Source organism: Mycolicibacterium pulveris, from assembly GCF_010725725.1.
In the GTDB taxonomy this organism is placed as follows: domain Bacteria; phylum Actinomycetota; class Actinomycetes; order Mycobacteriales; family Mycobacteriaceae; genus Mycobacterium; species Mycobacterium pulveris.
Window position 1 is genome coordinate 18,924 of sequence record NZ_AP022599.1, and the last position, 13,264, is coordinate 32,187.

At 68.3% G+C, this 13,264-nt stretch carries 11 protein-coding genes; all 11 read left to right on the forward strand.

The genetic code is table 11. The features are described from left to right. The first annotated feature begins 4 nt into the window (after positions 1 to 4). The 11 genes from G6N28_RS00130 to G6N28_RS00180 are packed head-to-tail and all read left to right on the forward strand — an operon-like array spanning position 5 to position 13,253. Entirely contained in the window at positions 5 to 463 is a 459-nt protein-coding gene (locus G6N28_RS00130) for a hypothetical protein (protein ID WP_163896490.1), read from the forward strand. After that, positions 450 to 863 carry a hypothetical protein gene (locus tag G6N28_RS00135; protein ID WP_163896491.1) on the forward strand — a complete coding sequence of 138 codons (414 nt, stop codon included), beginning with the start codon at positions 450 to 452 and terminating at the stop codon, positions 861 to 863. Before G6N28_RS00130 ends, G6N28_RS00135 begins: the two co-directional genes overlap by 14 nt. A 39-nt stretch (positions 864 to 902) precedes the next feature. Next, positions 903 to 1,532 carry a hypothetical protein gene (locus tag G6N28_RS00140; protein ID WP_456093980.1) on the forward strand — a complete coding sequence of 210 codons (630 nt, stop codon included), beginning with the start codon at positions 903 to 905 and terminating at the stop codon, positions 1,530 to 1,532. Between the two features lie 30 nt (positions 1,533 to 1,562). Continuing rightward, complete coding sequence (locus tag G6N28_RS00145; protein WP_163896493.1) at positions 1,563 to 7,091, forward strand: VldE C-terminal domain-containing protein; 5,529 nt, start codon at positions 1,563 to 1,565, stop codon at positions 7,089 to 7,091. Continuing rightward, entirely contained in the window at positions 7,091 to 8,671 is a 1,581-nt protein-coding gene (locus G6N28_RS26895) for a hypothetical protein (RefSeq protein WP_197745768.1), read from the forward strand. Before G6N28_RS00145 ends, G6N28_RS26895 begins: the two co-directional genes overlap by 1 nt. Next, the gene (locus tag G6N28_RS00155) at positions 8,671 to 9,711 is read left to right on the forward strand and encodes a hypothetical protein (protein WP_163896494.1); all 1,041 of its coding nucleotides are present in this window, start codon (positions 8,671 to 8,673) and stop codon (positions 9,709 to 9,711) included. Before G6N28_RS26895 ends, G6N28_RS00155 begins: the two co-directional genes overlap by 1 nt. 44 nt (positions 9,712 to 9,755) lie before the next feature. Then, positions 9,756 to 10,535 carry a hypothetical protein gene (locus tag G6N28_RS00160; RefSeq protein WP_220097455.1) on the forward strand — a complete coding sequence of 260 codons (780 nt, stop codon included), beginning with the start codon at positions 9,756 to 9,758 and terminating at the stop codon, positions 10,533 to 10,535. Positions 10,536 to 10,568: 33 nt separating this feature from the next. Then, positions 10,569 to 11,213, forward strand: coding sequence for a DUF7172 family protein (locus G6N28_RS00165; RefSeq protein WP_163896496.1), 645 nt, complete (start codon positions 10,569 to 10,571; stop codon positions 11,211 to 11,213). Next, positions 11,210 to 11,353, forward strand: coding sequence for a hypothetical protein (locus G6N28_RS00170; RefSeq protein ID WP_163896497.1), 144 nt, complete (start codon positions 11,210 to 11,212; stop codon positions 11,351 to 11,353). Before G6N28_RS00165 ends, G6N28_RS00170 begins: the two co-directional genes overlap by 4 nt. Then, positions 11,350 to 11,955, forward strand: a complete 606-nt coding sequence (locus G6N28_RS00175; RefSeq protein WP_163896498.1) for a DUF7172 family protein — start codon at positions 11,350 to 11,352, stop codon at positions 11,953 to 11,955. The genes G6N28_RS00170 and G6N28_RS00175 overlap by 4 nt, the downstream gene beginning before the upstream one ends. Next, positions 11,952 to 13,253 (forward strand): DUF7172 family protein, encoded by a 1,302-nt coding sequence (locus G6N28_RS00180; RefSeq protein WP_235674419.1) that lies wholly within the window; start codon positions 11,952 to 11,954, stop codon positions 13,251 to 13,253. Before G6N28_RS00175 ends, G6N28_RS00180 begins: the two co-directional genes overlap by 4 nt. The last annotated feature ends 11 nt before the right edge of the window (positions 13,254 to 13,264 follow it).

A 13,264-nucleotide genomic window follows, 5' to 3' on the forward strand; every position in this document is an offset into this window, starting at 1 on the left:
GCACATGGTGACGGTTGAGGGAACAGTGACGCCGTGCGCGGGCGTGTTGCCGCGCGGTGAGCGGCGCACCGTCACGGTGACCCCGGAGCTGCGTAAGTGGGTGCGCCGCGGCTGTGTGAAGGTCGTCGAGGGCAGCCTCGACCCGCCCGCCGAGCTCGAGCCTGTGGTTGAGGAATCGGCAAGTATCGACGTGCCGGGCCTGGAGCTGACCAGCGAAGACGACGACAGCGAGCAGCCCGCCAGCGACACCGATCACGACGATGACGACAGCCCGGACACCCTCGCCTGGGCGCCGCGGTATGAGGCCACGCCACCGCCGCGTAACGCCTCCCGCAACGAGTGGGCCGTTTTCCTCGACAACCACGAACCCGACCCGATCCCCTACCCGCCGGGCGCGGGCCGCGACGAGCTGATCGACCGGTGGGACGAGCACCAGGCGCAGCGCGCTGATGGCGACGGTTAGGGCGCACGTTCGGCTCGACGAGCCGGAGCTGAACAACCAGACCCGGCCGATCCTGCGGCGCAAGATGAACTCGTGGAAACGCCGCACCGCCACGCTGGGACGTGTGCGGGTGCCGGTCGACACCGGCAGGCTGGGCCGTTCGATCGGTGAGGGGCCGACCAGGTTCACTGGGCCGCGCACCGTCACGGGCAGCACGCACGCCCGCACCGAGTACGCGGCGGCTGTGCACGAGGGGCGCCGGGCGCGAGTGATCCGGCCGGTGCGGGCGAAGGCGCTGCGGTTTCAGGTGGGCGGCCGGACGGTGTTCGCGCAGGTGGTGCGTCAGGGCCCGATGAAGGGGCGGCCGTTCCTGCGTAACGCGGGTATGGCGGTGGCCGCGGAGATGGCCGCCAGCGACTGAACCGCGGCGCGTGCACCCGCCCAGAGCATTGTGCGCGGCATGACCGTTTATGCCTCGGATGGATCGACCATCACCGCCACCACGTCCCCCGAAACGCCGCCGCAACAGCCCGCTGAGGCCGCTACGGCGCCCGCGCAACCTCTCACCCCGGAACCGCCCGCGCCGGAGCCTGGGCCTGATGCTGGGGAGGCGGTGGTCGACGCGGAGGTCGTCACCGACCTCGCCGTCATCGACGACGACACCGAAACCGAACCGGACACGTGGGAGCACGAGCCGGACTGGAAGTACGACGAGCTGGAGTTCCACGGCGACCTGCTCGCCGTCCGCATCCCCGACGAAAACGCGCTGTCTTCACTCACTTCCGCAGTGAAATGTGCAGACGAAGTTCGCAACAGGCTGACCGACAGGTTCGTCGATAAGCATATTTCGCCGATGAGTCGAGTGCGTGTTCTGGAGCGGATGAGCGACCCTGACGACGAGGACTATGCGGTCTATCGGAAGAACGCGCAGTTGGCTGTGGAGATGGCCGAGCGTGGCGAGAAGCCCGACGACGAACTACTCGTTACCAACGCGTGGGCCGATCTGATGGCCACGCTCGGCAGTATCGGCAGCGACCGTGTTGCGGCGAACCACGCAGCACTGGCGAAGGTGCTCGCTGGCAAGAGGTAGGCCGCACCCTACGCGGCTAGCTTTGCGCGTGTGACCACGCCCGTCGGTGATATCCGCCTCGACCTGAAGATCGACGGGTCGGGGCTGCCGACGGAGATTCTGCGCGAGATCCAGACGGCGATGGCGCCCGCGCTGCGGGATCTGCAACGCCGCCTGAACGCGGTCGAACGCGACTACAAGAGCCTGACCCGCGAGTCGGAGAAGTCCGCGGCCCAGCAGGACGCCGCCGCGCAGGTGGTGTCGAAGGCCGTCGAGGACATCGGCCGCGAGCACGCCAAGACCGCGGCGAAGGCGCAGGCGGCGGCGGGCCTGTCGACGCGGGCGCTCAACGCGCAGACCCGTGCGGTGCTCAAGCAGAAGGCCGCGGTCGACAGCTTGGCCCGGTCGTGGGAGAAGGTCGCTGCGGCGCAGACCGCGGCGGCTGCCGCGCCGACACCGGGCGGCCCGATCCGCGGCGGCGGCGGTGGCGGCGGTGGTGGTTTCCGGCGCGGCGGCAGGTACACCAGCGGCCCGCTCGGCGCGGCGGTGTTCAACGCCGGCGCGCTCACACTCGGGTCGTGGCCGGCGATGGCCACGGTCCTCACCGACGTCACCGGCGGGTTGCAGCAGCTGACCCAGCTCGGTTTGGCGCTGCCCGGTGTGTTCGCCGGCGCCGCGTCGTCGATCGCCACGGCGGTGGTCGGGTTCCAGGGCCTGGGTGACGCGATCGGGGCGCTCAACGAGGCGGCGAAGTCCGGTGATCCGAAAGACCTCGAGAAGGTCGCTGAGGCGCTCAAGGACATGGACGTCAACGCGGTCAACACCGCGAAGGCGATCAGCCGGTTTACGCAGGGGCCGTGGAAGGAGCTGCAGAAGAACACGGCGCACAACATGTTCGAGGGCATCGACGCCACGCTCGATGAGCTGGCGACGAGGACGATGCCGACGCTGACGCGCGGCACCGCGCAGGTCGGGTCCGCGTGGAACAAGACGTTCAAGGAACTCGGACGTGTCGTCGGACTGGATTCGACGCAGTCGATGATGGACAAGGTTTTCGGCAATACCGCGGAGGCGCAAACCAGGGCCAACGCGGCGATCCAGCCGCTGATTCACGGCATGGGAACGCTGACGGCCGAGGGCACCGATTTTCTGCCGCGCCTGGCTGACGGTTTGGAGAAGGTGACGACCCGGTTCGACAACTGGATCACCAAGAGCGCCGAGAACGGCAACCTTGACCGCTGGATTGATCAGGCGCTGACCGGCACCACACAGTTGGGTGAGTCGTTCCTGAACCTCGGCAAGGTCATCACGAACATCACGAAGGCGGCCGGGGCGGATCAGGGCGGGTTCCTGCAGTGGCTGGAGTCGGCGACGGGTCGTCTCGCGGAGTTCACCGGGTCGGCTGAGGGGCAGGAACGGCTCGGCAACTTCTTCCGTGAGGGCCGCGAGCAGATCCAGCAGTGGCTGCCGGTGCTGCGGGAACTCGGCGAGGCGTTCAAGTCGATCTATGAGGCGTCTAAGCAGTGGACCGCGGTGCTGTTGCCGGTGCTCGAGACGGTGCTGGGTGCGATCAATGCGTTGCCGGGCGGGTTGGAGGCCGCCACGATCGCGCTGCTGGCGTTCAAGACGATCGCGCCGTTCGGCGGGCTGATCACCGCGCTGACCCGTGTCGACGGGCTGCTCGGCGGCATCAACAGCAAGGCGGGCAGCGCGCGCGGCGCGCTCGGCGGGAGCGGCAGCCTGCTGGGGCCGGGGTTGGCGCTAGCGGCAGGCGGGCTGCTCACCACCCCGATGGACGGTTCGCGGCAGCCCAACGGGTTGTCGGCGCTGGCCACGTTGGGCGGCGGCGCGCTGATCGGCGCGCAGTTCGGAGGCCCGGTCGGCGCGGCGTTCGGCACTTTGGCCGGGGCGGCGGCGGCGCTGACGCAGGCGTTCATCAACCAGGCCAACCGCATCGACAACCTCAACAAGCAGCACCGCGACTGGCTGGACAGCCGCCCACCCGGCCTGCCCGCGCAGGTGGCGCCAGACCCGTCCATCGGCGCCGGCGCAGCGGTCGCACCCCCGCCGGCGTCGATCAAACCCTCAGCCAAAGACTGGCGCAGCATGCTGGTGCCCGGCGCGCTGGCCGGTGAGCGTCTCGGCCCGTTCGGGTCCGGGCTGCCCGTCGCACCGCCGAACCTGCAGTCGAACCTGCCGCAAGTTGCGGGGCTCAGCGGCGAGGCTCTCGCCGAGATCGCCAACATGGCCAAGGCAGCCACCGGCAACGTCGACGAGCTCGGCAACACGATCCTGGGCCTGCCCAAGGGTGAGGTGCAGATCGACCAGACCGACACCGAGAAGGCTGCTGAGGCGCTGCGCAAGCTCGGCTACGCGGTGACACGGCTGCCCGAAGGCCGGTTGAAGATTCAGGTGCAGTACCTCGACCCGCGTGGTCTGCTCACCACTGGCGGTATCGGCGGCAGCCTCGGGCTGCGCAACCCTGACGGAACCCCGATCATCGGCGGTGGCCGCGCTGGCGGTGGTGTGCTGCCGGGCTACAGCCCCGGTATCGACAACATGCTGGTACCGATGTCGGGCGGCGAGGGTGTGCTGATCCCCGAGGCTGTGCGGGCGCTGGGTCCGGGCTTCGTGTACGCGATCAACAGCATGTTCCGGCCGGGTCTGTCGCGCAGGGGTTATGCGGGCGGCGGTGTGATCGGGTTCGAGTCCGGTGGTGTGGTGCCCGGCATGTCGCCGATCGCGTCCGACATCGCGGCGGCGATACAGCCGGTCGTCAACCTGTTGCAGCAGATCCTCGCCGTGCTCGGCGGCAAGCCGGGCGACACGCTGGCGACGCAGATCGGCGACGAAACCGCGACCGCGCTCACCAGCGCGGCAGGCAGCGCCACATCAGGCAGCCGGCCGTGGATGCCGGGCGACCCGATCCCCGGCTGGGATCTCACACCGGGCTGGCTGATGCCGCAGCGCGGCGCAGGTGGTGTGCTCGCGGGCGGTGCTGGCGGTGCGGTGAGCACGTCCGCGGTCGCAGCAGCGTTGGCGGCGTTCGCCCGCTCCGGCAACATCTCCGACCTGGCCGGGTCGGGGTTGGACGCATCGGATTCGGTCGTGAAGGCGATCGTGTCCGCCCGTGGCCGCAAACGCAACAACCTCGGCGCCGACACCATCGCCAGCCTCGTCGAGCAGATCGTCGCAGGCGGCGGCTACACGGGCGCGCTGACGCCGGAGAACACGTCGCTGATCGGGGCGTTGCAGAAGTTCCGCGACAAACTCGCCACCGGCAGCACCAGCCGCCGCGGCGGCGCGACGTCGCCGGTGCCGGTGACGATCGCCGGGTTCGGCGGCCCGCAGGGCAGCAAAGCCGGGCTGACCCCGGCGGCCAGCGCGTTGTGGGACATCATCGCCCAGAACTTCCCGCAGGTCCGCGAGATCGGCGGTGTCCGCCAGGATCGGCACCCCGACCACCCGTCTGGGCGGGCGCTGGACATTATGATTCCCGGCGGCACGACCCGCGGCGGGGCGAACCCGGCCGGCAAGGTGCTGGGCGACCAGATGTGGAATTTCCTGGCCGGTAACGGGTTGATCGACCCGAACCGCAGCCTGTGGCAGACCGACACCGGTGGGGATCACTTCGACCACATTCACGCGGTCGCGGCCGAGGGGGCGATGCTCGGCGTGCGCGGCGCCCTGATGCCTGGCGGTTCGGATCCGTTCAGCAGCATCGCGTCGAACATGTGCGGCTGTGTCGGCGACGCGATGGGCGGCCTGTCGCTGCTGTCCGGTCAGCCGGGCCAGCAGTCACCGGAGCTGCAGGCACTCACCCAAGCATTGACGGGGGCGGTCAATGCGGTGTTGCCGCAGATGATGACTGATGTGCTCGGCGCGGTGCTGGGCCAGGGTGACCGGGAGATGCCCGAGCAGACGGCGTCGGCGCTGGACCTGATCAAGGAACGCAACCCCGCCGCGATCGCCGCGATGCTCGGCTACCAGGTGGGTGACTACAACCGCACCGGCAGCCAGGGGCAGGCCGACAACCTGTTCGTGGGTGACGGACCCAAGTTCGACTCGCGTGGCGCGTTGATGACCGACACCGCCGCGCTGATCGACCGCTCGTTCACGAGCATGGAGGCGGCGAACCAGGCGCGCCACCAGCAGCTGATGGACATCTTGACCCAGGTCCGCGACCAGCTGGTGCAGATCACGTCGCAGATGGCGCAGGCGGCTCTGAACGCCGCGGGCGGTGCGGCGGGTCAGGCGGTGCCCGGCATGGCGGCAGGCGGCATGTTCCGCGGGCCGGGAACGGGCACGTCGGATTCGATGCTGGCGCGGGTGTCTAACGGCGAGTTCATCACCCGCGCCGCGGTGGTGGCACGCAACCCCGGCCTGTTCCACGCCCTCAACGCCGGGCTGATCGACCCGGCGAGCCTGCCGCGGTTTGCCACCGGCGGCGGTGTGATCGTCAACGACGTTGTGGGAGCCGAGTTCTTCGGTGTGTCGCAGATACCGATCATCGGGCTGCTTGTGAACATTCTGGTCCGCATCCTGCTCGCGGTGCTCGGTGTGCAGATCGAGGCCCGCGACACCCTCGCCGAGGTGACTGATGAGTTCCGGCAGTTCCGCGGCGACTTCAAAGCGTTCGACGCGGGCGGCCGCTTGTTCAACGACACCAGCGCGCTGGCCGAGCGGTCGATGTCGACGACGGAGATGGCCACGCAGGAACGCATCCGCATCCTGAAAATCGTTATCTCGCAGCTGATCCAGTACATCATCGAACGGGTCATCGTGCCGATGGCTAAGGCGATCTGGAATGCGGTGCTCAGCTTCGCGAGTCAGGCCGCATCGTCGGCGATCACCGCGGGCATGAATGCGGCGTTCCCCGGCGGCGGCGCTGTCGGCGGTCTGCTCGGCAATCTGGCGTCGTCGGCGATCACCGGAATCGGCGGCGCGGCGGTCGAGGTGTGGTCAGAGATCCTGTCCGACATCTGGGTGTCGCTGTTTGATGTGCTCGTCGACATCATCGGCGACGGGCTGCTGTCGTACTTCCCGAACATCATGGCCGCGTTGCTCGGCGGCGGGCTGATCGAGCAGTTGATCGCGGGGCCGCTGCAGCTGCTGCTGAACCCGATCGAGGTGCTGCTGGGGTTGGTGTCGGGTGGGTTGACGGCGCTGCTGGGCAGCCTCGGCGGCGGGCTGGCGGCGATCTTCAGCGGACTGGGCGGGTCGGCGGTCGGGTTGATCGCGCCGCTGCTCGGCATCGTCGGCGGCCTCGGCGGGGCGGCCGGCGGGGTGCTGGGCGGGCTGGGTGGCGCGCTCGGCGGGCTGAGGTTCTTCGACCAGGGCGGCATGGCGCGTGGTGTCGGGTTCATCCCGAAAGCGACACTGGAGCCGGAGCGGGTGCTGTCGCCGTCGAACACGATCGCGTTCGACCGGCTGCCCGACAAACTTGAACGGCTGATCTCAGCGATCGAACGCAGCGGCGGCTCAGATGGGGCGTCGTTCGGTGACGTGCACATCGTCGTCGACGGCGGCCCCGACGCAGGCCGCAACGTTGCCGACAGTCTGATGGAGCTGGTGCGCTGATGGGTGCATATCGTGGCTGGTTCGCGCTGGACGGTGTCGAGATCGCCAACAGTTCGCGGGTGATCGCGCACCTGGGCGCCGACGTCCCCACCGACGACACGATTTTCGGGGGGCCGCAGCCGGATGCGTACGCACTGGTGGAAGACCCGCCCGGCTCGGGCCTGTACGTGCCCGCGCCGCCGGCCGGGCCGGAGGACGCCGACGGCCTGTTCGGGATCGGCGGCATGGTCGGCGCCGGTGGGCTGTACCTGACGGAGTCTGACGGGTGTGAGGAGCTGATCGAATCCGGTGACTTCCCCGGCCTGTTCGAGATCCCGGCGTCGTCGGTGCAGGTGTCGGAGGGTTTGTGGACACCGCCGCACGGGTCGCGGCGCTACGGTCCCGGCCTGATCGAGATTGACGGCACCTGTTGGGGGCCTGCGGCGATCTGCGCCGGATGCCCGGTCGTCGACGTCGACTATGACGACGCGTGGCCGGGTTTGCGGGACTGGTTGGGCGACAACGCGTATCGGCCGGAGTTGGCGCCGTGGTACACCACCCGCCAACCGGAGTCTGGGGAGTTCGGCGGGGTGTGGGTGACCAGGGCTGACGGGTTTGATCCGACGCCGGTGGATCGGCCGATCATTCAGCTGGCCGCCTCGGGCGCGGCGGCGGGGTCGAACAGGGATATGCCGCGCACGCTGAGCTTCGAGGCGCTGTTGGTGGGCTGCACTCACGCGGGGGTGGAGTTCGGGCTTGACTGGTTGGCGTGTCTGCTGCGCGCGGCGGCTGAGCGTGACGACAGTGTGCTGCGGTACTTGTCGGCGTCCCCGGCGCACTCTGGTGTGGACCCGGACACGCTGGTGCGTGAGCTGCATGGGGTGGTGTTGACGAAGGCCCCTGTGGTGGTGCAGGAGTTCAACACCGAGAAGCGCCGCAACCAGCAGGCCACCGTTTACGTGGTGTCGTGGGAGATGACGACGTTGTCACCGTACCCGTATCTGCCTGCGGTGGAGGTGCCGGTGGCATGGGATGAGCAGACACGGCAGCCGGTCAACTATGTGCACTCACCTGACTGTGAGAAACCCGAGTCGTGCATTGAGATTCCGGTGTTGTTCTCCACCGAGTGCGTACCGGAGGAGATCGAGGTGGTGACGTCGCCGCCGCCGGTGTGCGGCGGGTGTATGCCGGTCGGCGAGATCGACAAATACTCGTTCTGGGTGCCGACGTTGGATTGGCCGCTGCGCTGCCGGGAGACGGCGGTGACGACGATCATCCGTAACCTCGGCGAGGATGCGTTGTCGTTGCAGGCGTTTTGGCGTGAGTGCGGTTCGGATGTGCGCTGCGAGGAGAGCTTGTGGCCGTTGAAGGTCGCCGGGTTGGCGGCGGGCGCCGAACTCGTCTTGGACGGTGTCACCGGCCGGTTCTGGGCTATCTACAAGGATCGCCGCCACCACGTGTCCGGTGTGGTCGGCACACCTTCGGGTGCGCCGTGGCGGCCGCCGGTGATCGACCGGCAGATGTGCTGGGAACTGGTTGTGCAGACCGCGGCGAACAGCGAGTTCGATGTACATCTGACGTTGCGTGACCGGGAGCCCTGATGGGGATCGTTTCGGATCGGCAGATCGTGGCGATTCACACGGTGACCGGCACTCCGGTGTGGCAGCTGCTGGCCAGCGGGTACACGAAGCTGAAGTGGACGCGGGCGTTGCGTGAGGTGTCGATGTGCGACGTGACGGTGCCTGTCGGAATCGCTGGTGTGCCCGACATCGTGGCGTGCCTGCACTGGGTGTCGGTGTGGGATGAGCATGGCCGCGAAATGTATTGGCGCGGCCCGATTCAGCGCCGCGAACGCGGACGAACCTGGCTGCACATCGCTGCCGGTGACCCGGCCAGCCTGCTGCGGGAAGGCACCCGCTGCCCGATCACGAAGCGGTGGGAATCGGCCGATCCGGCCGACATCGCTGCCGAACTGTTCGGCGCGGCGATCGAACTGCACAGCCTCAACCTGCGTGTGGTGGTGCGCCCGGACCCGCGCGGACAGCGGTTCGACTTCAACTGCGTCGCCGACGACGAAATGCTCACCGACACCATCGGCCGACTCGAAGGGCTCGGCCTGTACTGGACGGTCGCCGCGGGCACCCTGTATCTGGGGCCGCAGCCTTTCGAGCCGGTGACCGCGCTGGGTGAGGATCATTTCGTCGACGGTGACCCGATCCTGATCCGTGACGGCACGAAAATGTTCAACGATGTGCTGTTACGCGCAGGGGATCATGTGTCGCGGGCGCGGGTGCCGATGGCCGGTGTGACCAGGCAGACGATTGTTCGCCGCGACAGCATGTTCGGGGTGTCCAACGCTGACCGGGCCGCGCAGGAGGCCGCCCGCTATCTCGGCAAGGTGCGTGACGCGGTCAGCGTCGCGCCCGGCACGTCGCTGGACCCAGCCGCGCCGATCAGTATCGCGCAGATGATCCCGTCGGCACGCGTCAACGTCGAAGCCTACGGGCAGCTGTCGCCCAACGAGTTGGATAGCGTCACCGTGACGGTCGAAAAGGGGGTGGCGACTGTGGGGATCGACCTGGAGCCGGTTAACGACGATCTGCCCGAGCTGGTCAAACCGGGGCCGGGGCAGACGCTGTGAGCGACGCACGGCTGGGTCGGCGGCCACGCTCGAACACGGAGCTGGTGCGCGATATTCTGCGGCGTCTCGACGAGTTGGACCGCAGGAGCACCGCCCGTGCGGGCGGCTGGGTGCTCGCAGAGCAGGACGGCCAGCCCGTGTTCACCAAGCCGGGTGAGGCGACGCTGCTGGCCGGGCAGCCAGTGGCAGCGTCGCCGGTGTTCACGCCCACAGCCAGCCTGTACACGACGCCGCCGAACGAATGGTCGACGGAGAACCTGGCAGAGGACACGGTGCTGCAAACCGGCGGCGGCGTGGTGTTGATCGCGTCGTCCGTGGCGGGAACCAACCTGCGGATCGCGCACCGCCCGCTGGCGCTGGCCAGCCTGTATCGGGTGACCGCGCACATTGAGGCGCTGTGGTATCCGACGGGCACGGTGCGCGCCGGGTTGATGTTGCGGGACTCGGACAGCGGCAAGGCCATCGTGTTCGGCCCAGCCCATGATTCGGGGGCGAAGCTGGCGGTGGCCAAGTACAGCAACGCGACAACCTACAGCGCCGACTACGTCGGGCTCCTCATCGCCGCCCTGCCCTATGGGGTGCCGCAGTGGCTGCGTATCAGCGACGACGGCACCGACCGGATCTGCGAGTTCTCCTACAACGGCGCCGACTGGATGCAGGTGCACGCGGTGGCGCGCGACGACTTCGTGGAACCGGATCAGGTCGGCCTGGTGGTGCTCAACGCCTCCAGCGGGCAGCCGGTGGTGGCGCGGATGCGTTCGTTCACGCAGCAACACTTCAGCCCCGCCCAAGGCGCCGGCGAAGGCGAAGGTGAGGGCGAGTAGCGGCCTGCACGCTGGTGAGACACCCTCGGCTTCGTGCCGATCACCGAGTACCTCGAGCCCTACGTGTGTGTCGACGAGAACCTCGCCGTCGACGCCGCCGGCCGGTTGAGGCTGCAGCCGTGGTCGGTGCCCGAGCTCGTCGTCGATGTGCGCGCCAAGTCCAGCGGTGACGGGCCACTGGCGCGGCCGTGGACGGTGCTGCCGGGCAGGCTGATGATCGAGCAGCAAATCCACTGGCACAACAACGCCCCGATCGCACGTCCGCTGCTGATCCGGGTCACCCGCGGGCCGCGGCAGTGGTGGACGAGCCAACCGAACGCGATCCAGTTCCGTGACCGCTGGACCTACGCGGTCGACGCCGAACCGTCGCCGCCGTTGACGTCGTCGATCTTCAACGGCCGCACCGGGTCCGCGCTGGATCTGGGCACCAACAGCGTGGCCGAGCCGCTGCCGGGTGTGCAGTTCATGTGGACCGAGGTCAATTCGGTGGACGAGTGGCTGCCCTACCCGATCGAGCCGAATCAGTCGTTCTCGTTGTGGTATCGCTGCTACATGTGGACGCCGCCGCCGTGGTCGGACAACGCGAACCAGAACAGCCCGACGCACGCGGCGTTCGCGAACTGGGCCAGGCTGCAGCTGATCGCATTCCCAGACCAGGGGTCGGTGGTGACCGGATGATGCGCGAGTCGTTGACGCCGCCGGGTGCGGGTGGCGCGTTTCGGCCCGGCCGGGATTGCCCGCGTTGCGGTGCGCGGCTGGCGCGCCGGGGCGAGGTCAAGGTGTGCGGCTGCGGACACCGTGAGGCGGTGCGGTCGTGAGCCTGCGGGTCTGCACCAGCGAGTACATGCTTTCCACGGTGGATGGTTTGGGGATGCGGCGCACGTGGTTCCCGCGCATCGTCAAAGAACGGTTTCTGGAGTCGACCAAGGACGGGGAGATCACCCGCGCACCCGATCCGGTGGTGATGATCGACGGCGACATCGACTGGTATAACGCCACGCCTGATCGCCAAGCCGTGACGGTGCAGATCATCCGCGCGCCACGCAGCATTGTGGCGCAGAACCCGTCGACGGTGGTGATTCACGACTCCTGGTCGTTCGCCAAGGGGGCCAGGCATGTGGTGGCCGACTATCCGTCGGTGACGCAGGACGCGTTCGGCGGCAGGGCTCAGGTGAACCGGGCGTCGGCGGCGGCGAAGGATCTGGCCTACGGGCGGTTGTTCGTTGACGGGGAGTCGTCGCAGGTGTGGGTGCCGATCGGGGTGCTGGAGCCGGGTGAGTCGATGCACTTGCGCTATGTCGCATCGGTTCAGACGCCCGGTGTGTGGACAGCGCCGAGCGAGTTCGAGTCGCGCTGGGAGGCGCACGCGTTGTGGACACGGCTGTTAGTGTTCGCCGGGCCGGTAGGTGACACACCGTGAACAATGAGCACTTCGCGACGGTTGATGACGCGGTGGGGCCGCAGCCGTGGATGCAGTACCGGCCGTTGGCGCACGCCGAGGCTGAGTCGGTGTCGGCGTTCTACCCGCCGACGAGTTTCTGGGGCGGCAAGAACGAGCCGGTGCACACGCTGAATGTGCAGTGGACGAACGACTCCCCGGTGGGGCAGTGGGTGTACGGCATGGTCACGCGCAGCGGCGCGCAGGTGACGCTGCAGGCCCGCTCCCGCGCCTACCTGGCGATGTCGCAAGGGGTGGCGGTCGGTGATGCGGAGTCGCCGCCGCCCATCGACATGGAGGTGGTGTCGCGGTTCGGCAACGGCTGGGACATCGGCAAGGGCGGCATCCTGGCGTTGGGCACCAGTTTCGGTGTGCACAGCATCAGCCAGAACAGTTGCACCGCGCCGCTGATGCCGCGTGACCCCGGCTGGTGGTACGTCGCGCCCGGCGAAACGTTTTTCGCCCGCGTGGAAGTGCGGTTCATCAGCGAGTTCTGGGAGAACACCCTGATCGACGGCGGCGGGTCCGGCGCGGAGTCGGGGTTTGTTTCCGGGGAGACGGCGCTGGACTTGTTCGGGATTCCCGCGATGACGCCACCGGAGCCGCGGCCGACACCGTCGGTGGTGGGCGTCGAGCACGGCGTCGGCGGGCTGGGGGCAGCGACCAGCGTGGATGTGCCGTCGGGCACCACCGAGGGTGACGTGATCCTGGCGATCGTGACCAACCAGTTCGGTATCGGTGAGGAGATCCTGCCGCAGCAGGCCGGGTGGACGATGCTGCACGCCGTCAACGACGGGTTTTTCGGCGTCGGGGATGTGCATATGCGGATCTTCGGGCGGGTGGCCACCGACGCTGAGCCGGCCAGTTACGGGTTCACGAACGGGTTTTTGGCTGAGGAGATCGCGCACCTGGTGACGATTCGGGATGCGGAGCCGGATTTCGCGGAGGGTTGGCATTTCGCGTCGACGATGCGCCGGTTCATCTGGGAGCGTTGGCAGGGGCATATCTGCCCGTCGATCGACATGCCGGGCGGGCTGCTGTTGTGCGGCTCGTATTTCGCGCACAGCAATTTGCAGTCGCCGATCACGCAGACCCAGCCCGAGGGCATGACGGAACTGTCTGATGTTCCGGTGGCGGGGTCGACGTGCGCGCTGGCGGCGTTGTCTGATCCGCCGCGGCCGACGTTGGCGCGGGTGTTTGTGCCGTCGACGGTGCCGCAGGTGTCGGGCCGGTCGATCTCATTGTCGGTTCTGGTGCCGGGTCGAGAAGTGACGGTTTAAGGCGGGCGTTT

Coding starts and splice junctions, on each gene's coding strand:
- G6N28_RS00130 (WP_163896490.1), top strand. CDS start 5: ATGGTGACGGTTGAGGGAACAGTGACGCCGTGCGCGGGCGTGTTGCCG.
- G6N28_RS00135 (WP_163896491.1), top strand. CDS start 450: ATGGCGACGGTTAGGGCGCACGTTCGGCTCGACGAGCCGGAGCTGAAC.
- G6N28_RS00140 (WP_456093980.1), top strand. CDS start 903: ATGACCGTTTATGCCTCGGATGGATCGACCATCACCGCCACCACGTCC.
- G6N28_RS26895 (WP_197745768.1), top strand. CDS start 7,091: ATGGGTGCATATCGTGGCTGGTTCGCGCTGGACGGTGTCGAGATCGCC.
- G6N28_RS00155 (WP_163896494.1), top strand. CDS start 8,671: ATGGGGATCGTTTCGGATCGGCAGATCGTGGCGATTCACACGGTGACC.
- G6N28_RS00170 (WP_163896497.1), top strand. CDS start 11,210: ATGATGCGCGAGTCGTTGACGCCGCCGGGTGCGGGTGGCGCGTTTCGG.